The organism is Kribbella monticola (assembly GCF_003261635.1).
Lineage (GTDB): Bacteria > Actinomycetota > Actinomycetes > Propionibacteriales > Kribbellaceae > Kribbella > Kribbella monticola.
Genome location: NZ_QFXK01000089.1, coordinates 43,803 through 62,419, shown reverse-complemented (window position 1 = coordinate 62,419; position 18,617 = coordinate 43,803). Strand labels below are relative to the sequence as shown.

General features: G+C 67.5%; 16 protein-coding genes. 9 read left to right on the top strand and 7 right to left on the bottom strand.

Features of this window, described 5'->3' with window-relative positions:
- Window positions 1-198: ATP-binding protein (locus DIZ26_RS35140; protein WP_198676444.1), on the top strand; the 198-nt coding region annotated here is incomplete at its 5' end.
- Window positions 199-222: 24 nt separating this feature from the next.
- On the opposite strand, the gene DIZ26_RS35135 is transcribed toward DIZ26_RS35140, so the two are convergent.
- The 3 genes from DIZ26_RS35135 to rfbB form a co-directional block, all read right to left on the bottom strand.
- Window positions 223-897 carry a hypothetical protein gene (locus DIZ26_RS35135; RefSeq protein WP_157979921.1) on the bottom strand — a complete coding sequence of 225 codons (675 nt, stop codon included), beginning with the start codon at window positions 895-897 and terminating at the stop codon, window positions 223-225.
- Between the two features lie 297 nt (window positions 898-1,194).
- On the bottom strand, window positions 1,195-1,533 hold the full coding sequence (locus tag DIZ26_RS35130) for an immunity protein Imm33 domain-containing protein (protein ID WP_232828878.1): 339 nt from the start codon (window positions 1,531-1,533) through the stop codon (window positions 1,195-1,197).
- On the bottom strand, window positions 1,534-2,532 hold the full coding sequence (gene rfbB / locus DIZ26_RS35125) for a dTDP-glucose 4,6-dehydratase (RefSeq protein WP_198676443.1): 999 nt from the start codon (window positions 2,530-2,532) through the stop codon (window positions 1,534-1,536).
- Between the two features lie 53 nt (window positions 2,533-2,585).
- Here rfbB and DIZ26_RS35120 point away from each other — a divergent pair, with 53 nt between their 5' ends.
- Entirely contained in the window at window positions 2,586-3,080 is a 495-nt protein-coding gene (locus DIZ26_RS35120) for a DUF402 domain-containing protein (protein WP_112248878.1), read from the top strand.
- A gap of 183 nt (window positions 3,081-3,263) precedes the next feature.
- Here the strand turns inward: DIZ26_RS35120 and DIZ26_RS35115 are convergent, their stop codons facing one another.
- Window positions 3,264-4,790, bottom strand: coding sequence for an alpha/beta hydrolase (locus DIZ26_RS35115; protein WP_112248877.1), 1,527 nt, complete (start codon window positions 4,788-4,790; stop codon window positions 3,264-3,266).
- A gap of 157 nt (window positions 4,791-4,947) precedes the next feature.
- On the opposite strand from DIZ26_RS35115, the gene DIZ26_RS35110 reads away from it, so the two are divergent.
- From DIZ26_RS35110 to DIZ26_RS35095, 4 genes are all read left to right on the top strand, one after another.
- A complete protein-coding gene (locus DIZ26_RS35110) occupies window positions 4,948-6,891 on the top strand; it encodes a Na+/H+ antiporter (RefSeq protein ID WP_112248888.1) in 1,944 nt (647 codons plus the stop codon).
- The gene (locus tag DIZ26_RS35105) at window positions 6,891-7,307 is read left to right on the top strand and encodes an HIT family protein (RefSeq protein WP_112248876.1); all 417 of its coding nucleotides are present in this window, start codon (window positions 6,891-6,893) and stop codon (window positions 7,305-7,307) included. Before DIZ26_RS35110 ends, DIZ26_RS35105 begins: the two co-directional genes overlap by 1 nt.
- A gap of 178 nt (window positions 7,308-7,485) precedes the next feature.
- Window positions 7,486-7,896, top strand: a complete 411-nt coding sequence (locus DIZ26_RS35100; RefSeq protein ID WP_112248875.1) for a hypothetical protein — start codon at window positions 7,486-7,488, stop codon at window positions 7,894-7,896.
- Window positions 7,897-7,924: 28 nt separating this feature from the next.
- Window positions 7,925-10,999, top strand: a complete 3,075-nt coding sequence (locus tag DIZ26_RS35095) for a S8 family peptidase (protein ID WP_112248874.1) — start codon at window positions 7,925-7,927, stop codon at window positions 10,997-10,999.
- A 109-nt stretch (window positions 11,000-11,108) separates the two neighbouring features.
- Here the strand turns inward: DIZ26_RS35095 and DIZ26_RS35090 are convergent, their stop codons facing one another.
- Window positions 11,109-11,672, bottom strand: a complete 564-nt coding sequence (locus tag DIZ26_RS35090; RefSeq protein ID WP_112248873.1) for a HEAT repeat domain-containing protein — start codon at window positions 11,670-11,672, stop codon at window positions 11,109-11,111.
- 141 nt (window positions 11,673-11,813) lie between these two features.
- Here DIZ26_RS35090 and DIZ26_RS35085 point away from each other — a divergent pair, with 141 nt between their 5' ends.
- Window positions 11,814-12,404 carry an RNA polymerase sigma factor gene (locus DIZ26_RS35085; RefSeq protein WP_232828876.1) on the top strand — a complete coding sequence of 197 codons (591 nt, stop codon included), beginning with the start codon at window positions 11,814-11,816 and terminating at the stop codon, window positions 12,402-12,404.
- Window positions 12,401-13,435, top strand: coding sequence for a hypothetical protein (locus tag DIZ26_RS35080; RefSeq protein ID WP_112248871.1), 1,035 nt, complete (start codon window positions 12,401-12,403; stop codon window positions 13,433-13,435). Before DIZ26_RS35085 ends, DIZ26_RS35080 begins: the two co-directional genes overlap by 4 nt.
- Before the next feature lie 49 nt (window positions 13,436-13,484).
- Here DIZ26_RS35080 and acnA read toward each other — a convergent pair whose 3' ends face one another.
- Window positions 13,485-16,265 (bottom strand): aconitate hydratase AcnA, encoded by a 2,781-nt coding sequence (acnA, locus tag DIZ26_RS35075; protein WP_112248870.1) that lies wholly within the window; start codon window positions 16,263-16,265, stop codon window positions 13,485-13,487.
- 198 nt (window positions 16,266-16,463) lie between these two features.
- Between acnA and DIZ26_RS35070 the strand changes: the two genes are divergently transcribed.
- Complete coding sequence (locus DIZ26_RS35070; protein ID WP_232828874.1) at window positions 16,464-17,696, top strand: MFS transporter; 1,233 nt, start codon at window positions 16,464-16,466, stop codon at window positions 17,694-17,696.
- Here DIZ26_RS35070 and DIZ26_RS35065 read toward each other — a convergent pair.
- Complete coding sequence (locus DIZ26_RS35065; protein WP_112248868.1) at window positions 17,679-18,611, bottom strand: LLM class F420-dependent oxidoreductase; 933 nt, start codon at window positions 18,609-18,611, stop codon at window positions 17,679-17,681. The two genes, DIZ26_RS35070 and DIZ26_RS35065, sit on opposite strands and share 18 nt — an antisense overlap.
- Window positions 18,612-18,617: the final 6 nt, after the last annotated feature.

Genomic DNA, 18,617 nt, shown 5'->3' with positions numbered 1-18,617 from the left:
GAACGCGCCAGCCTCATCGTCACCAGCAACAAACCCTTCGGCCGCTGGGGCGAGGTCTTCGGCGACGACGTCGTCGCAGCAGCGATGATCGACCGGCTCGTCCACCACGCCGACGTCGTCTCCCTGAAAGGTGACAGCTACCGCCTCAAAGACCGCGACCTCGGCCGCGTCCCCGCAGCCGCCAAAACCAACGACTAACAACCACCAACCAACCCGGGTGGGTCAGCATTCACCCGGACCAGACGGGTCAGAGTTCGACCGGCGTTGACAGGTTGCCGTCTTTTGCTGGGGCGCCGACTGGGACGAGTCCCACATGACGCCATCTCCCGCTGTCACGGCCAGCCGGCCATCTTTGTCGACGTATGCGGGACCGCCGGGGCGGTTTGCTCGAATCGACAACCCCGAAGCCGAGACCGGGAAGTGGATCGAACGCAGAGTCGGGTTCGTCGCGGCTTCGCGGCTCTTCACGACCAGGTTGTAGCTGACGCCCTCTGTCGTGGCCTCGACGACGATGTCGACGCCAGGCTGGACATCGGCATACGTCGCCTTGGCTCCATCGAGCGTTGGTCGAGGCAGGTTCCATGGCGCCTTGAGTTGCAATGAGCCCTTCGACAGCCCCACCTTGGCGAGCGCGCTCACGCCGCCTCCCGAGAGGCTGACATCGGAAAGCGTCGCCTTGGGGCCTACTGATCCGTCGGCGCGGAACTCCAGCGTCGGGTCGATGTCTCGCCAGGCGCCATCTCGGCGCACCCGCACTGGAGCGTTCGACAGCTTCGCAGTCAGCGAACCGTCCGGGTTTGCGAAGGTCTGGGTGGTCGGGGTGGTCTGGTCGGGAATCTCCACCGCCTCGCCAGTCTGCGCCGCTTTGGCCGCTGCATCCGCTTCGGTGCGAATCACCCTGATCGGCGCTGCTTGCGCCCCGCTCGTGGGAATCACCGCGATCCCACCCGAGGCGACCAAAGCCGCCACAGTTCCCAAAACGGCGACAGGCCGCACTGATCCCCGCGCACCACGAGCCACGATGCCCTCCCCGGCAATCCAGCCCGTGCCTCACGCCGGGCGGCTGTTAATGGTCAGCGAGGCGACTACAGACTGTCAACGACAGTTCGACAGATTGCAGCTAGTTGCAACTCCTGTAACGCGCCACCGATAGCCCGCGAGGTGGCAGCGGTCACACCGGCGCGTACTGCCGCATCAGGTGATGAGGAGGGACGGGTCGTACCAGATGTCTTCCTGGCCTGGGGTTACGAGGAAGCGGTAGCCAGGTGGGAGGGCGAGGTACGGGATGACCGCGGGGCAGTGCGTGGCGAGATGGCTGATGTGGAGTGGAGCGAAGGCGTCGGCCGCGTCGGGGAAGGTCTCGCCGGACCAGATGTACCAGCCCGTAATGTCGCGGTCCGGGGGGTGGCGTAGGCCGTTGAGGGGTAGGGCAGAGGCGATGTCGGTGGTGATGCCTAGCTTGAGGTCTGGGGGCGCTTCTGCCGGGATTACGCCGAAGCGGTCGCAGATTGCCTGCTGCTCCGGGGTGATCAACTAGCGGCCGAGGAGTTTGTATTTGGCTTCTGCCGCGGACTTCTGGGGTTCCCACCACGAGGTGTTGGATTTGTACCAGTCGATGGTGGCGGAGAGGCCGGCGTCGAAGTCGGCGTAGTGGGGGGTCCAGCCTAGTTCGGTGCGGATCTTGGTGGAGTTGTTGGAGTAGCGCAGGTCGTGGCCGGGGCGGTCGTTGACGTGGACGTAGGCGTCGGACGGTTCGCCCATCAGGGTGAGGATCTTCTCGATGATCTGCTTGTTGCTGCGCTCGTCGCCGGAGCCGATCAGGTAGGTCTCGCCGAGGCGGCCGTCGGCGATGATGCGGTGGACGGCGTCGTTGTGGTCGTCGACGTGGGTCCATTCGCGGACGTTCTCGCCGGCGCCGTAGAGCTTGGGCTTGTCGCCGATCAGGACGTTGGTGATCTGCCGCGGGATCAGCTTCTCGACGTGCTGGTACGGGCCGTAGTTGTTCGCGCAGTTCGAGAGCGTCGCGGCCACGCCGTACGAGCGGGCCCAGGCGCGGACCAGCATGTCGGAGCTCGCCTTGCTGGCGGAGTACGGGCTGGAGGGGTCGTACGCCGTTTCCTCGGTGAACTGGTCGACCGAGTCCAGCGGGAGGTCGCCGAAGACCTCGTCGGTGGAGATGTGGTGCATCCGCTTGTCGTGCTTGCGAACGGCTTCCAGCAGCGTGAAGGTGCCGATGATGTTGCTCTTGATGAACGGCGACGGGTCGTTCAGCGAGTTGTCGACGTGCGACTCGGCCGCGAAGTGCACCAGGACGTCGGTTTCGGCGACGAGCTTGTCGACCAGTTCGGCGTCGCAGATGTCGCCGTGCACGAAGGTGACCTGCTCCGCCACGGGCGCCAGGTTGCTCTCGCTGCCGGCGTACGTCAGGGCGTCCAGCACCGTGATCTCGGTGTCGGGGTCACGGCGCACCGTGTCGTGCACGAAGTTCGAGCCGATGAACCCGGCGCCGCCGGTGATGAGCATCCGTCGCATCGGCACAGGATAGCGAGCCGTCCGGTGACCGATCACGCCGGTACGGTGACGCCATGCACAACGTCCGGGTGGTCTACCGCAAATATGACCAGAGGCTGCACTGGCATCAAGTGATGCGGTATCTCGGTGAGGATTCGTACGGCGTATGGCTCGGCGTGCCGCCCAACTCCGTGTCGCAGCGAGGCGAGGAGCCCGAGGTGCTCCACTCGCAGGCGCACGTGCAGTTGTTCCCGCGCGATCGCTGGTTCACAGCGATCTTCAACGACGAGCCGCGCTCGACCGAGATCTACTGCGACGTCACCACGCCGGTGACGTTCGGCGAGACCGAGTTCACCATGATCGATCTCGATCTCGACGTGGTGAAGAAGCGGGACGGGACGGTGTACGTCGACGACGCGGACGAGTTCGCCGAGCACCAGGTCCAGTTCGGCTACCCGCAGGACGTCATCGAGGCGGCCCAGCGGGAGTGCGACTGGTTGTTCCGGGCGGTCGCCACCGAGGAGCCGTTCCTCACGACGTACAAGACATATCTCGACAAGGTCCGCTGAAGACGCGACAAAGTTCGCTGAAGAGCAAGAGATGCGCCGGGTTGGGCCCGGCTGGAGCCGCCCCGCCCCAGCCGGACGGTGTTGAGCCCAACCCGGCGGCCGGACCAGCTTGGTGGAGCGGGCGGGCCGCCGGCAATCTCTTGCACGTTGTTCGAAGTGTTGTCACGTCTCGTGCCGGCACCGTCACCGAACCCGGTGCAGGCTGAGCCTCAGGTCGTCCAGCTTCAAGAGGTTCGGCACCCGGCCGTTCTGCCCGGCGAACATGTCGGCGACCGGCGAAACCGTGAGGAACAAGGACTTGCCCGCCGGTACGTCGACCGCGATCCCGGGCAGATCGATCGACCGACGCGCGCCATGGACCACCCGCTGCTCGCGGAGCGGCATCGTGTTGTTCTGGACGATCTTGGCGTCCAGCGCGGAGGTGCCGACACTGAGGGCGAAGAAGGCGCCGGCGTCCGGCAGCAGGCTGCTGACCTTTGCCTGGAGTCGCGGTACGCCGGCCACGGTGATCGGGCCCTTGGCCAGTTCGAGCTGGATCGGCAAGCCGAGGTTGGCCGAGGTGATCACCTTGCCGAGCCGGTACTGCGTGTTGGGCGTCAGGTTTCGTTGTTCGAGGCAACGACCGTCGGCAGTCGCGAGGTGGTAGCTGCCGAAGCCGGTCAGCCCGGTCTGCTGCTTCAGCAGGTTGAGCGCCATGAACCGTTGCTCCAGGGCCCCGAACGAAGGGCTGCCGAGCGCGACGGAACAAGGATCGCCAGGCGTGGCGAATCCCGGTGGCAGCACGCTGGGCAAGGTGTGGCCGCCGTTGTAGCCGACGAAGATCGAGCGCTGCCGGGCGCGCGGTGTCAGCGCGTGCTGGAAGTTCTGCAGGCCTTGGTTGAGGTTGAAGAGGTTGTCCGAAAGGCCCTGGCCGAACAGCACCGGGATGTCCAGCTTGCGCCCGTGCGCGACCTGCCACGCGGGGCCGTTCTTCGCGAAGAAGGCGTCGAGGTCCCGGCCGGCTTGCCCAGTGGGCCAGGTCCCGGTCGTGACCAGCGAGACGAAGGCCGCGCCCACCGCGGGCGGTAGATGCGTACCGCCACCGGCGTACAGGATCGCCAGCCAGAGCGTCCGGGCCGCTTCGTCCGGTGCCAGGCTCTGCTTGAGATCCCACCAGGTGATCTCGGGCGCCAGCGCGTCGAACCTGGTCCGACCGCGATCGCGGAGCTCGGTGAAAGCGCCGGCGAACTGGTAACCACCGCCGTACGAACCGCCGATCGCGCCGATCAGCGGGTCGCCCGGCCGTTGCTTGGTCACCCAGTCCAGGGAGGCGACGAAGTCGACCAGCTTGACCACGTCCCGGCCTTCGAAGTCCGGGTTCATCACGTGCGCGACGCCGGTGCTCTCGCCGAAACTGCGCTGGTCGAAGCTGAGTACGCCGTACCCGGCATCGAGCCAGGACTTGAAGGCGGCCGGGTCCTTGGTCCGGCTGCCACCCCAGCCGTGACTGTGGAAGATCAGCGGAACGGTGTGACCGGCCGAGGCGCCGTCGGGCTTGAACAGCGAGTAGCAGATCCGCACCGGCGTGGTGCTGCCCGGCTCTGGGACGCTGGCGATACAGCCGTTCGTCGTACTGGCGTCAGCGGCCGCAGCGGGCGCCACGGGCAGGACAGCTGTGGCCAGCAAGGCGACAGCGACTGAGATTCGCAAAGCAGGGCGGCGGCGGCTCATGGTGACCCCTAGTCATCGGCATCTCCCGGTGCGCACACGCTAGACCAGGCCACCGACGAGAACCAGACCATGAGGCCCCTAAGTTACGCGCGGGTCACCTGCTCCGCTGTGGGCGAACCGGCGGGCTCCATCGGCCCCGAACTGCGAGACTGTGGCCGTGCATATCGCGATCCTCGTTGTCGCTCTGGTCGCCGTGGTGGCGGCCGGGGCAGCGCTGGCCCGGCGAATCGGGGTGTCGGCTCCCCTGCTGCTCGTCGTCGTCGGCGTCGCGGCGTCGTACCTGCCGTTCGTTCCGCAGATCGAGCTGTCCCACGAGGTCGTCCTGGTCGGTTTTCTTCCGCCGCTGCTCTACTCGGCGGCTATCAAGACGAGCCTGGTCGACTTCTCGAAGCACCGCCGTTCGATCGGGTTGCTGTCGGTCGGCCTGGTCGCGTTCACCACTATCGGCGTCGGCCTGGTCGCGTACTGGCTGCTCGGTAGCGCGGCGAAGTCGCAGGGTCTCGAACCGCTCCCCCTGTGGGCGGCCTTCGCGCTCGGCGCGGTCGTCGCCCCACCCGACGCGGTGGCGGCGACGGCGATCGCGAAGCGGGTCGGGCTGCCGCGCCGGGTCGTCACGATCCTCGAGGGTGAAAGCCTGCTCAACGACGCCACCGCCCTGGTCGGACTCCGTACGGCGATCGCGGCCGGCGCGGCGAGTATCGCCCTGATCCGCGGCGACGACCCCAGCGACGTCCACTCGCCGACCCCGCTGAGCGTCGGTCTGGACTTCCTGCTGGCGGCCGGCGGAGGGGTTGCGGTCGGCCTGGTGTGCGCGATCGTGCTGGCCAAGATCCGCAAGCGGTTCACCGATCCCGTCCTCGACACGACGCTCAGCCTGACCGCGCCTTTCATCGCCTACATCGCCGCCGAGGAGATCCACGCCTCGGGCGTGCTGTCCGTCGTGGTGACCGGCTTGTTGCTCGGTCACAAGGCTCCGATCATTCAGTCCGCCGCGTCCCGGATGTCCGAGCGCACCAACTGGCGGACATTCCAGTTCCTGCTGGAGAACACGGTCTTCCTGCTGATCGGTCTGCAGACGCGCTGGATCCTCGACGACGTCTCCCACAGCCCGTTGTCGACGAGCACGATCACGATCGCCACCGTCGGCGTCTTCGCAGCGGTGATCCTGCTCCGGCCGATCTGGCTCTTCCCGGTCACTCTGCTGTCTCGGCGAATCCTCGGCCGGTCGCGGCCGGGGCCGGTCAGCTGGCAGAGCCTGGTGGTCGTGTCCTGGGCCGGGATGCGCGGTGTGGTCACTCTCGCCGCGGTCTTCGTCCTGCCCGAAGAGACGCCGCATCGCGAGGTGCTGGTGTTCATCGCGCTGACGGTGACCGCTGGAACCCTGCTGCTCCAAGGCTCCACCCTGCCGTGGCTCGTACGGCGTTTGCGCCTGCCCGGCCCGGATCCCGCGGAAGACGCGCTGCAGGAGGCCGCCGTACTGCAAGGGGCGCACCGGGCCGCCGAAGCCGAGCTCGATCGCCTGATCACGCCGGATGATCCGGAAGAAGTCATCGCACTGCTTCGCCAGCGTGGTGAATCCCGCGCGCAGGCTGCCTGGGAGCGACTCGGCCGGCCCGAGTCGGAGTACGAAACTCCCAGCGAGGCCTACCGGCGACTGCGGATGGCGATGCTGGAGGCCGAGCGCGGGCACATCCTCAAAGTGCGGGACGACGGTCTGGTCGCCGACGAGGTGTTGCAACGGGCTCAGATCCAGCTCGACATCGAGGAGTCGATTCTCGACCGGGCCGAGGCCGACGACGTCGGCGGGCAGTCCGACTCGCTGCGGATCCAGCCGGCGCCCGGCGCCGAATGCGAGCACCTCGAGCAGGCGCCGTGCGTCCTGACGCCGAACACCCCGGAGGGCTGCGAGGAGTGCCTCGCCGACGGCGGCTCGTGGGTGCACCTGCGGCTGTGCCTGCAGTGCGGTCACGTCGGTTGCTGCGACTCCTCCCCCGAACGCCATGCCAGCAAGCATTTCGAGACGACGCGTCACCCGGTGATGCGGAGCTTCGAGCCGGGCGAGGATTGGCGCTGGTGCTTCATCGACGAGAAACTGGGCTGATGGCTGACTGTCTCTTCTGCTCGATCATCGCGGGATCGACGCCGGCGCACCTCGTGTACGAGTCGCCGGACGTGCTCGGATTCCTCGACATCCGGCCGGTTTTCAAGGGGCACACGTTGCTGGTGCCGCGCGAGCACATCGCCACGATGGTCGAGCTGCCCGACGAGCTGACCGTGCCGCTCTTCGGGGCGGCCCGAGCGGTGGCGGCGGCCGTGCGTACGGCGTACGGGGCGCAGGGGTCGTTCGTTGCCGTCAACAACGTTGTGTCGCAGTCTGTGCCGCACCTGCACGTCCACGTCGTACCGCGGACGAAGGGTGACAGGCTGCGCGGATTCTTCTGGCCGCGCACCAAGTACGCGGACGACGACGAAGCCGCGTCGTACGCCGAGAAGCTCCGCACGGCGCTGACCGGCTAGCCCGCACGACGCTTCGCCGGCTCGCCCGTACGACGCTTCGCCGGCTAGCCCGTACGACGTATCGCCGGGCGAGGCTTTGTCGCGTGCGGTACGTCGGCTTTAAGGGTTTCTGAAGACCTGTCCTGAGGATGGGGTGTACGCGGTCCACGGGGGTCGCGCTGGGGCATCGGGGGAAGCCTTGCGTTCGATCGGGCTGGTTGTCGCGGTGGTGGCGGTTGTCCTCACCGCGGCATGCGGGGGCGGCGGCGTCGGCGGGGAATCCTCGCCGACGCCGGACGCGGAGAGCACTCTGCTCGCCCGGGTGCCGGCCGGCGGCTCGTTGCCTGTGATCGTCCGGCTGGCGGGGCAGTACACCGCCGAAGGCGACCTGCCGGACGAGCACGCCCGGCAGGTGCAGCGGAAGAAGATCAGCGCCGCGCAAACCGCAGTACTGGCTGAGCTTGCCGGCTATCAGGTGCGGAACGTTCATCGCTTCGCGTACACGCCGCAACTGTCGCTCACCGTCGACGCCGATGCCCTTCGGCACCTGCTGCGCTCGTCCCGAGTCGCAGCCGTCCACGAAGACACCGCCAGGTCTCAGAACGGCTGAGCCGGTCACATCCCAGGGGGGATCCACCATGAAAGTCCGAAGACTGTTCGCTGCCGGCGCGCTGGCCTTGGTCACCTTGGCCGCCGCGACGACACAACTACCCGCGGCTGCGCAGGGCGCTCTACCGGCCGCGGACCAGGTCGCCGTACCGGCCGCAGTACAGGCATCGCCCGGTCCTGATGCCGGGGAACGCCAGTTGATGGCGACGGCCGAGCAGCAGGGATCGGCCCGGGTGATCGTCCGGGTCGACCGGCTCGCGGACAAGCAGGCGGTCCTCGACAACATCGATCAGGGCACCGTCGAGCAGAACCAGACCTACAGCTCGTTCCCGCTGCTCGCGCTCAACGCGGACGAGCAGGCGATCCAGGAGCTGGCGACTGATCCGGACGTGGTGTCGATCCAGGAAGACAAGGTCGGCTCACCGACGCTGGCGTCCAGCATCCCGTTCATCCACGCCGACAAGGTCCAGCAACTCGGCTTCACCGGCAGCGGCCAGACGGTGGCGATCCTCGACACCGGCATCGATCGGGACCATCCGTTCTTCGCCGGCCGGATCGTGTCCGAGGCCTGCTACTCCAGCGTGAGTGACGCCAAGACCCAGGCCTCGCTCTGCCCCAACGGCACCGACACCCAGACCGGCGCCGGGGCAGCCGATGCCGAGACCGCGCAGTGCTTGAACGGAACCACCAACATCTGCCGGCACGGCAGCCACGTCGCCGGGATCGCGGCCGGCAACGGAGCCGGCGTGACCGGTGCCCCAGGCAACGGAGTCGCGCCGGGCGCGAACATCATCGCGATCCAGATCTACCACCGGGTCAACAGCGGCTGCACCGGCGGCTCGCCCTGCGTACAGTTCTTCGACTCCGACTTCATCAAGGGCATGCAGCGCATCTACGACCTGCGCAACAGCTTCACCATCGCCTCGGCGAATCTGAGCGGCGGCGACACCAGCAACAACACCACCAACTGTGACAGCAGCATGGACAAGGCGCCGATCGACCTGCTGCTCTCGGTGGGCATCACGACGACGATCTCGGCCGGCAACGAGTCGCATCCGGCCGGCGTCGGCTCACCGGGCTGCATCTCCACCGCCGTCACCGTCGGCGCGATCAGTGCCGATGCCTCCGGCAACGATGTCGACTCGCCCGCGAGCTACTCCAACCGCGGACCGCTGCTCGACCTGTTCGCCCCCGGTACGTCGATCCGGTCGTCGGTCCCCGACGATGCCTGGGCCTCCCTCGACGGTACGTCGATGGCCGCGCCCCACGTCGCCGGTGCCATCGCGGCGCTCCGGAGCGCCTACCCGACGGCCACCGCAGCCACCCTGCTCGGCTACCTGCGCGACACCGGTGTGGACATCACCTACCCGACCAGCGGTACGACGAATGCCACCACTCCGCGCATCGACCTGCTGGCCGCCTTGCAGCAGGGCAACAATCCGCCGACCATCACAGCGGACCATGGCACTGTCGACGTCAACGAGGGAACGACCGCCACCAACAGCGGTGGCTTCAGCGATCCCGAGGGCCGAGCCGTCACGTTGACCGCCTCCAGTGGCGTGGTCACGAACGTCGGCGGCGGCCGATGGACCTGGAGTCTCGGCACCGACGACGGACCGGGCCAGAGCGGCGACGTCACGATCACGGCTACCGACGACAAGGGCGAGACCGCGACCACGACCTTCCACGTGACCGTGGCGAACGTGGCGCCGACCGTCACCATCGACGCGGGGCAACTGACAACAGCGTCTGAAGGCAGCACCTTCACTGTGAAGGCGGCCTTCTCCGATCCAGGCTGGACCGACACCTACTCGGCAACGGTCGAGTGGGGCGACGGCAGCACGAGTTCGGTCAGTCCGAATCCGACTGTCGAGGGACCACCGGTCGATCGCGGTGAAGTCACGGGCAGCCACGAGTACGCCGACAACGGCAGCTACACCGTCAAGGTGACGGTGGCTGACGACGACGGTGGGTCCAGCTCGGCCTCGTTCGCAGTACAGGTCAGCAACGTCGCACCGGTCGTCACCATCGATCCGGCCCAGGTGAAGACGATCACCGAGGGGTCGGTGCTCGCTACCAAGGCATCGTTCACCGATCCCGGGTGGGGTGACACGTACACGTCATCGCTCGACTGGGGATTCGGGGCGCCGTCCACAGGTTCGCTGCTGCTCACGCACGATGGGCCGCCAGCGGATCGCGGGGAGGTGACCGGGAACCAGGCGTACGGCGACAACGGGTCCTTCACCGTCGGAGTCGAGGTGACCGACGACGACGGCGGTACCGGTACGGCGTCCTTCCCGCTCCAGGTCACCAACGTCGCTCCCACGGCCACGATCGACGAGTCGGGCGCGCAGGTGGTGAACGGCGTACCGACCTTCATCGCGCACAGCGGGCAGCCGGTCAACTTCGCCGGCCGGTCGACCGATCCGGGTAGCGACGATCTCGCGCTGAGCTGGAACTGGGGCGACGGAGCACCTGCGCCAGACGTGACGACGAACTATCTGGTCAACCCGCCGGGAACCGACCCGGCGACCAGCCCGAGCCTGCAACCGCGGGACGTGACGGACACCAAGGCCCACACCTTCGGGTCGGCGTGCAGCTACGACGTCGGGTTCGGCGCGCGGGACGACGACGGCGGGACGGGCGCCGATGCCGCGAAGGTGATCGTCACCGGTAACGCGCACCTGACCAGGATCGCGCCGTTGTGGTTCCTGCAGACTCGCCCCGGGCTGCGGATCCCGCCGGTCGATCTGCCGGTGAGCACGATCAATTGCTACCTGCAGGTGGTCCAGCACATGAGTCCTGTCTTCTCCGAGGTGAAGGACGTCTCGACGATGGCCAAGGCGAACGCCGTACTCAACCTCCAGCTGCTGAACCCGAAGGCCGAGTTCGACCGGCAGGCGCTGACAGCCTGGCTGAACTTCGCCGACGGCTCGTTCGACCTGGGCAGCCCGGTCGACACCAACCTGGATCTCAGGCCGGACAGTACCTTCGGCCAGGTGATGACGAAGGCCGAGTCGATCCGCCTCAACCCTGCCTCCACGAACGCCCAGCTAGCCCAGCAAACCCTGCTGCTGGAGAAGCTCAACACCCTCGGCTCTTGAGCCGACAACTCCCGAGCCACCTCGGGCGCTTCGCCTCCGGGCGGAGTGCCCGAGGCAGGTTGTGATCAGTCGGGTGGGCTCCGGTCGGTTGGCCGGGGTCCACCTGCCCTTAGCGCACGTCCCTGTCCAGTCGGTCCTCCAATCGCTGCAGGGCGCGCTCGACGGCGGCTCGCACAGTGGGGTCAGGGTCGTCCTGCAACTCTTCCAGCGCCGCGGCGTGCTCGTACTCCCCCGCCGCACCCACCGCCCGTACTGCGCTTGCCCGGACTCGTGGCAGCTCGTGCGCGAGCATCGGCAACAGCGAGTCCACCAATTGCCCGAGCTCGCGTTGAGCCGTGATGCGCGCGACGTGCTCCCGCACCCGCCAAGCCGGATCATCCGCCGCGACGAGCAGCGCCTCCACCACGTCGTCACGCCAGATGTAGAGGAACGCCCGGGCCGCCCACACCCGCACCCAGTAGTAGTTCACCGGATCGACCGGATGCGCCCACCCGCCCGGATTCTCACTCCCGGTGATCGCGACCAGCTTGGGCAACTCGCGACCGAACGCGTCCTCGCCCGAGATCTCACCGGTCAGGAACGCGACACACCAGTCGATCACCGTGTCCTCACCGTGCTCAGCACACGCCGCAAGAATCACCTCGCGCGGGTGCTCCCGGTCCTTGTCAGCCATGGCCTCAGTAAAACCCGGCCCACGGACACTTTTCGCGAACTGACCTGAGACGCCGCGCATACTCCCGGACATGGACGGGATATGACCAGTACGCCGAGTCCCCCAAGCCCGGCCACCCTGCATGCGGTCCCGGAGGATCGTGTGCCGCTTCGTCTCGTCCCCGCCGACGAAGCCCGGTTCCGCGAACTCGAAGCCAGGTTTCGCGAACTCTTCGAGAGCCACTTCCGCGAACTCCTCGGTTACGCCTTGCGCCGGTCGGGCTCCCCCGACGACGCCGCGGACGTGGTCGCCGAAACCATGCTCGTCGCCTGGCGACGCGTCGACGAAGTACCGGTCGACGGCACCGCCCGGCTCTGGCTGTACGGCGTCGCGCGGCGCGTGCTCGCCAACCATCGACGCGGCGTGCTCCGGCGCGATCGCCTCGGCGAGCGACTCCGGCTGCGGCTCCGGGAGGCCACCTCGGACCTGACCGAGCTGGTCGACTCGCAAACGGCCGTCCGGCAGGCGATGGACCAACTGAGCGACACCGATCGCGAGCTGATCAGGTTGACCAGTTGGGAGGACCTGGACCCGAAGGAGGCGGCGGTCGTCCTCGGCGTACCGGCACGTGTGGTGCGAACCAGGTTGCATCGGGCCCGGTCGCGGCTGAAGAAGTTGCTCGGAGACGCCTTCGAGGATCGCGGACATGTACGGGACGACCAGCTAGCCCGACCAGCTCAGGAGGAGCGATGAACGATCATGAGTTCGACCAGCTGATCGCGCGGGCCAACCCGATCGGCACCGAGGCGGTCCGGCAGCTGCCGACCGCCGGCGCCGAGTCCGAGCTGTTGGAGGACATCTTGACCACCACCGCACCCGCACCAGCACCGTCAGTACTGCGACCGAACCGCCGCCGACGCGTGTCCCTGATCGCCGCAGCCGCGGCCGCCGTCGCGGTAGCCGTCGCCGTCACCGGCGCGCTCTTCCCTCGCGGCAACCCGGCGGCTCCACCGTCGGCCTTCGCCGCCGAGGCAGTGGCAGTTGCCGAGGCCAACCAACGACTCCTGATCGACGATCCCGCCTGGAAGCTGACCGCCATCGACGAGATCAAGCCGGAATCCGGGATGACGAGGTTCACCAACGGCAAGTTGGAGATCGAGCTCGACTGGGAGCCTGCCAAGGACTACCAGACCTACTTCGGGTCTTCTTCGGCCGGCGAATCCCACCAACCGATCAAGGTGCTCGGGCAGCCGGCCACACTGTTCAAGCTCAGGGGGACCGACTTCAACACGATGCTGCCCCCGAAGGGCCCGAATTTCATGCAGATCCGCGCCGACCTGGGCTCCGAGCAGGCGTACCGCGAGGTGCTCGCGAAACTGCGCCAGGTCGACGTCAACACCTGGTTGAGCGCCATGCCGGACACTGCGGTGATGCCTACCCGGACCCGCGCCGCGGTCGACCAGATGCTGACCGACATCACGCTGCCGGCCGGCTTCGACAAGGAACCTCTCTACAAGAACACCCTCATCGACCGCTACCAGCTCGGCGCACGCGTGACCGGCGCGGTCGGCTGCGCGTGGGTCCACCAGTGGATCGTCGCTCACGATGCCGGCGACCAGGCCCGGATGAAGCAGGCCGTCACCGCCATGCAAGGCAGCCGCTCCTGGAAGGTGTTCAAGGAGATGTCCACCCAGGGCGCCTTCCCCCAGGTCTTCCAGCAACTCGGGGACATGATCGCCAAGAACCAGGACCCGACCAAGTACATGCAGGGCATCGGCTGCTGAACACGCGAAAGGCCGGCCCAGGAATCCTGGGCCGGCCTTTCGGGATCGACTAGCTCGCGATGAGCGAGCGCAGTACGTACTGCAGGATGCCGCCGTTGCGGTAGTAGTCGGCCTCGCCGGGGGTGTCGATCCGTACGACGGCGTCGAACTCCTTCGTCGAACCGTCCGTGCCGGTGACCTTGACCTTCACCGTGCGCGGGATCGTGCCGTCGTTCAGGGCGGTGACGCCGCTGATGTCGAAGGTCTCCTCGCCGGTCAGGCCGAGCGACTCCGCGTTCTCGCCCTCGGGGAACTGCAGCGGCAGGACGCCCATGCCGATCAGGTTCGACCGGTGGATCCGCTCGAAGGACTCGGTGATGACCGCCTTCGCCCCGAGCAGCGCGGTGCCCTTCGCGGCCCAGTCGCGTGACGAACCGGAGCCGTACTCCTTACCGGCCAGGATCACCAGTGGCGTACCGGATTCGGCGTACGACTGAGCAGCGTCGTAGATCGAGGTGACCGGCGCGTCGTCCTTGGTGAAGTCGCGGGTGAAACCGCCCTCGGTGCCGGGGGCGATCTGGTTGCGCAGCCGGATGTTGGCGAACGTACCGCGGATCATCACCTCGTGGTTGCCGCGCCGCGACCCGTACGAGTTGAAGTCCTTGCGGTCCACGCCGTGCTCGGCCAGGTACTTGCCGGCCGGGCTGTCAGCCTTGATCGAACCGGCCGGCGAGATGTGGTCGGTGGTAACCGAGTCGCCCAGCTTCGCCAGCACCCGCGCACCGGCGATGTCGGTCACCGGCGACGGCTCCTTGGCCATCCCGTCGAAGTACGGAGGCTTGCGCACGTACGTCGAGTCGGCATCCCAGTCGAACGTCTTGCCCTCCGGCGTCGGCAGCGACTGCCAGCGCTCGTCACCGGCGAACACGTCGGCGTAGTCCTTGGCGAACATCTCCTTGTTGATCGAGGTCGCGATGGTCGACTCGACCTCCTCGGCGGTCGGCCAGATGTCGCGCAGGAACACGTCGTTGCCGTCCGTGTCCTTGCCCAGGGCATCGGTCTCGAAGTCGAAGTCCATCGTCCCGGCCAGCGCGTAGGCGATCACCAGCGGCGGGCTCGCCAGGTAGTTCATCTTGACGTCGGGGTTGATCCGGCCCTCGAAGTTCCGGTTGCCGGACAGCACCGAGACGACGGCCAGATCGGCTTCCTGGACACCGGCCGAGACGGCCTCGGGCAGCGGGCCCGAGTTGCCGATGCAGGTGGTGCAGCCGTACCCGACCAGGTGGAAGCCGAGCTTCTCGAGGTACGGCGTGACGCCGGCCTTCTCGTAGTAGTCGGTGACGACCTTCGAGCCCGGTGCCAGCGAGGTCTTGACCCACGGCTTGCTGGTCAGGCCCTTGTCGACCGCCTTCTTCGCCAGCAGCGCGGCGGCGAGCATGACGGACGGGTTCGAGGTGTTGGTGCAGGAGGTGATGCTGGCGATCACGACATGGCCGTGGTCGAGCTCGACCTCTTGGCCGTCGAGGCTGATCTTGGTCTTCTTCGACGGGCGGCCGGCGCCGCCCGGGCCGTGCGGAACGTGCGGCTCGTCGTCGGTGTCGCCGTGGCCGTTCGGGGCGTCACTGGCCGGGAAGCTGCCGAGTTCGGACGGGTCCACCTCCAGCTCTTCGGTCGCGTAGTCGACCAGCGCGCCACGGAAGCCTTCCTTGGCCTCGCTCAGCGCGACCCGGTCCTGCGGCCGCTTCGGGCCGGCGATCGACGGGACGACCGTCGACAGGTCAAGCTCCAGGTACTCCGAGAAGCGCGGCTCGACGTCGGCGTTGTGCCACAGGCCCTGCTCCTTGGCGTAGGCCTCGACCAGCGCGACCTCGTCGTCACCGCGGCCGGTGAGCCGGAGGTACTCCAGGGTCACGTCGTCGATCGGGAAGATCGCGCAGGTGGAGCCGAACTCCGGGCTCATGTTGCCGATCGTCGCCCGGTTGGCCAGCGGCACGGCCGCGACACCGTCGCCGTAGAACTCGACGAACTTGCCGACCACACCGTGCTTGCGCAGCATCTGGGTGATGGTCAGTACGACGTCGGTCGCGGTCGCGCCGGCCGGCACCGAACCGGTCAGCTTGAAGCCGACGACCTTCGGGATCAGCATGCTCACCGGCTGGCCAAGCATCGCGGCCTCGGCCTCGATACCGCCGACGCCCCAGCCCAGCACGCCCAGGCCGTTGACCATCGTGGTGTGGGAGTCGGTGCCGACGCAGGTGTCCGGGTACGCCTGGCCGTTACGGACCATGACGGTCCGGGCGAGGTGCTCGATGTTCACCTGGTGCACGATGCCGGTGCCCGGCGGGACGACCTTGAACTCGTCGAACGCCGTCTGGCCCCAGCGCAGGAACTGGTACCGCTCGCGGTTGCGCTCGTACTCCAGCTCGACGTTGCGCTCGAAGGCGTCCTGGCGGCCGAAGACGTCGATGATGACCGAGTGGTCGATGACCAGCTCGGCCGGCGCCAGCGGGTTGATCTTGGTCGGGTCACCGCCGAGCTCGGCGACCGCCTCGCGCATGGTGGCCAGGTCGACGACACACGGCACCCCGGTGAAGTCCTGCATGATCACCCGGGCCGGGGTGAACTGGATCTCGGTGTCGGGCGCCGCATTCGCATCCCAGTTGCCGAGCTTGGTGATGTGCTCGGCGGTGATGTTCGCGCCGTCCTCGGTGCGCAGCAGGTTCTCGAGCAGCACCTTGAGCGAGTAGGGCAGCGTCTCCGCGCCCTCGATCCCCGCCAACCTGAAGATCTCGTACGACTTACCGTTGACTTCGAGTGCACCCTTGGCACCGAAGCTGTCGACGCTGGCCATCAACCTGCTCCTCTATCCGGTCCGTGTCCGCTGAGCCCATCCTGCCGAGCCCTCGGCCCGGCCGAAAGATCAGGTAGCCCTAACCTCTCCCACAAACTCTCTCGACATCAAGATACACGACATCGAGTCACCTCTGGGAATCCCGGCCACTGCGGGAAATCGTGTTGCCCCACCTCGCCCGCGTTGGTGAACTGCCTTGTGCGGTACGACGACGATCTCGTGGCCGCCTTCGTCCACTGGACCTGGATGCGGGCACTCCTCCATCGCGGCTGGTGGCTCGTCACCAGTGTGTATCTGGTCGTCGACGCCGGCCTGACCGCAGCACAGCTCGTCCTGATCGGATCCGCCCAAGGGATCTTCGCGCTCGTCTGCGAAGTCCCCGCCGGTGTATTGGCGGACACCATCAGCCGCAAATGGTCACTGGTGGTGTCGCAGCTCTTGATGGGTACGGCGATGCTGGCGACCGGCCTGGTGACGTCGTTCCCGCTTCTGGTGGCGACACAGGTGCTGTGGGGCGTGTCATGGACCTTCGCCAGCGGCGCAGACGTCGCCTGGATCACCGACGAACTGACCGGCCCGGCAGGGTTGCCGGACGGCAGGTCGGCGGGACGCATCTCGGCGGTGTTGTCGAGGGCGGCTCGGGCCGAGCTGACCGGTTCGGCGACCGGGCTGCTCGGGATCGGCGTACTGGCCTGGGCCACCCGGCGCGATCTGGTGATCATCCTCGCCGGCTCGGCCATGCTGCTGCTCACTTGCTACGTGATCGTCCGGTTCAGCGAGGAGCACTTCGTGCCGCTCCGGACCGCACGGTGGTCGACCTCCTGGTCGATCTTCCAACGCGGTCTCGCACTGGTACGCCGGAGCCCCGCGATCCTGCGCATCTTCCTGGCCACATTCCTGATCAACGGCGCCTCCGACGCGGCCGGCCGGCTCGCTCCCAAGCAACTACTCGATCTGGGACTGCCCACCCGCGTCGATCCCGTCATCTGGCTTACCGGCCTCGGCGTCGTCGCCCTGCTCATCGGTGCGGTCGCACTACGCCTCGTGGCGAGGCGTGTCGACGGGCCGCACGCGGCTGTCTCGTACGCCGTTGCCGCGGCGGTTGGCGGGGTCGGCATGATCGGCCTCGCCTTCGCGCCCGACTCGGTTGCCGCGAGCACCTGCCTGCTCCTCGTCTCCGGCATCGCCGTGCCACTGACCCGGATCATCGGCGTCATCTGGGTCAATTCACGGACAACCAGCGAGGTACGCGCGACCGTTCATTCGTTCCTCGCCCAGGCCGAGTACCTGGGCGAGGTGACCTGCGGTCTGGGCATTGCTCTCATCGCGACTCTCGTCACTTTGCCCGTTGCGCTGGGTGTGTGCGCCGGCCTCTTCGCGGTCACCGCAACCGTGATGCGGCGCGCACCGGTCTCAGCTGACCTGGGGTAGGACTTCTGTGGCGATGAGGTCGAGGTGGTCCAGGTCGGCGAGGTCGAGGATCTGGACGTACTGGCGGGACGAGCCGGCTGCTGCCAGGCGGCCCAGGTGGTCGACGACCTCTGCCGGCGTACCGACGATCGAGCCATCGCCTGGGTTCTGCGGGTCGCGGCCGATCACGGCTGCGCGGCGCTTGACCTCGGCGTCATCCTTGCCGACGACAACGGTGTGCGCGGTCGACAGGACCAGCGTCTCGGGGTCCCGCCCGATCGCCTCGCAAGCCTCGCGGACGCGGGTGAAGCGCGTCGCGGTCTCCTCGACCGAGGAGAAGCCGGCGTTGAACTCGGCGGCGTACTTCGCGGTCAGCTCCGGTGTGCGCTTCTTGCCGCCGCCACCGACGATGATCGGGGGGTGCGGTTGCTGGACGGGCTTTGGGAGAGCCGGGGAGTCCTTCAATTGATAGTGCTTGCCGTCGAAGTCGTACTTCTCCCCCACCGGCGTGTCCCACAGCCCGGTGATCACCTCGAGTTGCTCCGACAGCAGGTCGAACCGGCCGGGCGTGTCGGGGAAGTCGAGCCCGTACGCCGCGTGCTCGGACTCGAACCAGCCGGCGCCGAGCCCGAGTTCGGCGCGACCGCCGCTCATCTGGTCGACCTGCGCGACCGTGATCGCGAGGACGCCGGGATGGCGAAACGTCACGGGGCTGACCAAGGTGCCGAGCTTGATCCGCTGCGTCTCGCGGGCGAGTCCGGCGAGCGTGATCCAGGCGTCGGTCGGGCCGGGCAGCCCGTCCCCATCGCCCATCGCGAGGTAGTGGTCGGACCGGAAGAACGCGTCGAATCCGCACTCCTCCGTCTTCCGCGCTACCGCGAGCAGATCGTCGTACGAGGCGCCTTGCTGGGGTTCGGTGAAGATCCTGAGCAACATGCGGAC

Coding starts and splice junctions, on each gene's coding strand:
- rfbB (WP_198676443.1), bottom strand. CDS start 2,532: ATGCGACGGATGCTCATCACCGGCGGCGCCGGGTTCATCGGCTCGAAC.
- DIZ26_RS35120 (WP_112248878.1), top strand. CDS start 2,586: ATGCACAACGTCCGGGTGGTCTACCGCAAATATGACCAGAGGCTGCAC.
- DIZ26_RS35115 (WP_112248877.1), bottom strand. CDS start 4,790: ATGAGCCGCCGCCGCCCTGCTTTGCGAATCTCAGTCGCTGTCGCCTTG.
- DIZ26_RS35105 (WP_112248876.1), top strand. CDS start 6,891: ATGGCTGACTGTCTCTTCTGCTCGATCATCGCGGGATCGACGCCGGCG.
- DIZ26_RS35095 (WP_112248874.1), top strand. CDS start 7,925: ATGAAAGTCCGAAGACTGTTCGCTGCCGGCGCGCTGGCCTTGGTCACC.
- DIZ26_RS35090 (WP_112248873.1), bottom strand. CDS start 11,672: ATGGCTGACAAGGACCGGGAGCACCCGCGCGAGGTGATTCTTGCGGCG.
- DIZ26_RS35080 (WP_112248871.1), top strand. CDS start 12,401: ATGAACGATCATGAGTTCGACCAGCTGATCGCGCGGGCCAACCCGATC.
- acnA (WP_112248870.1), bottom strand. CDS start 16,265: ATGGCCAGCGTCGACAGCTTCGGTGCCAAGGGTGCACTCGAAGTCAAC.
- DIZ26_RS35065 (WP_112248868.1), bottom strand. CDS start 18,611: ATGTTGCTCAGGATCTTCACCGAACCCCAGCAAGGCGCCTCGTACGAC.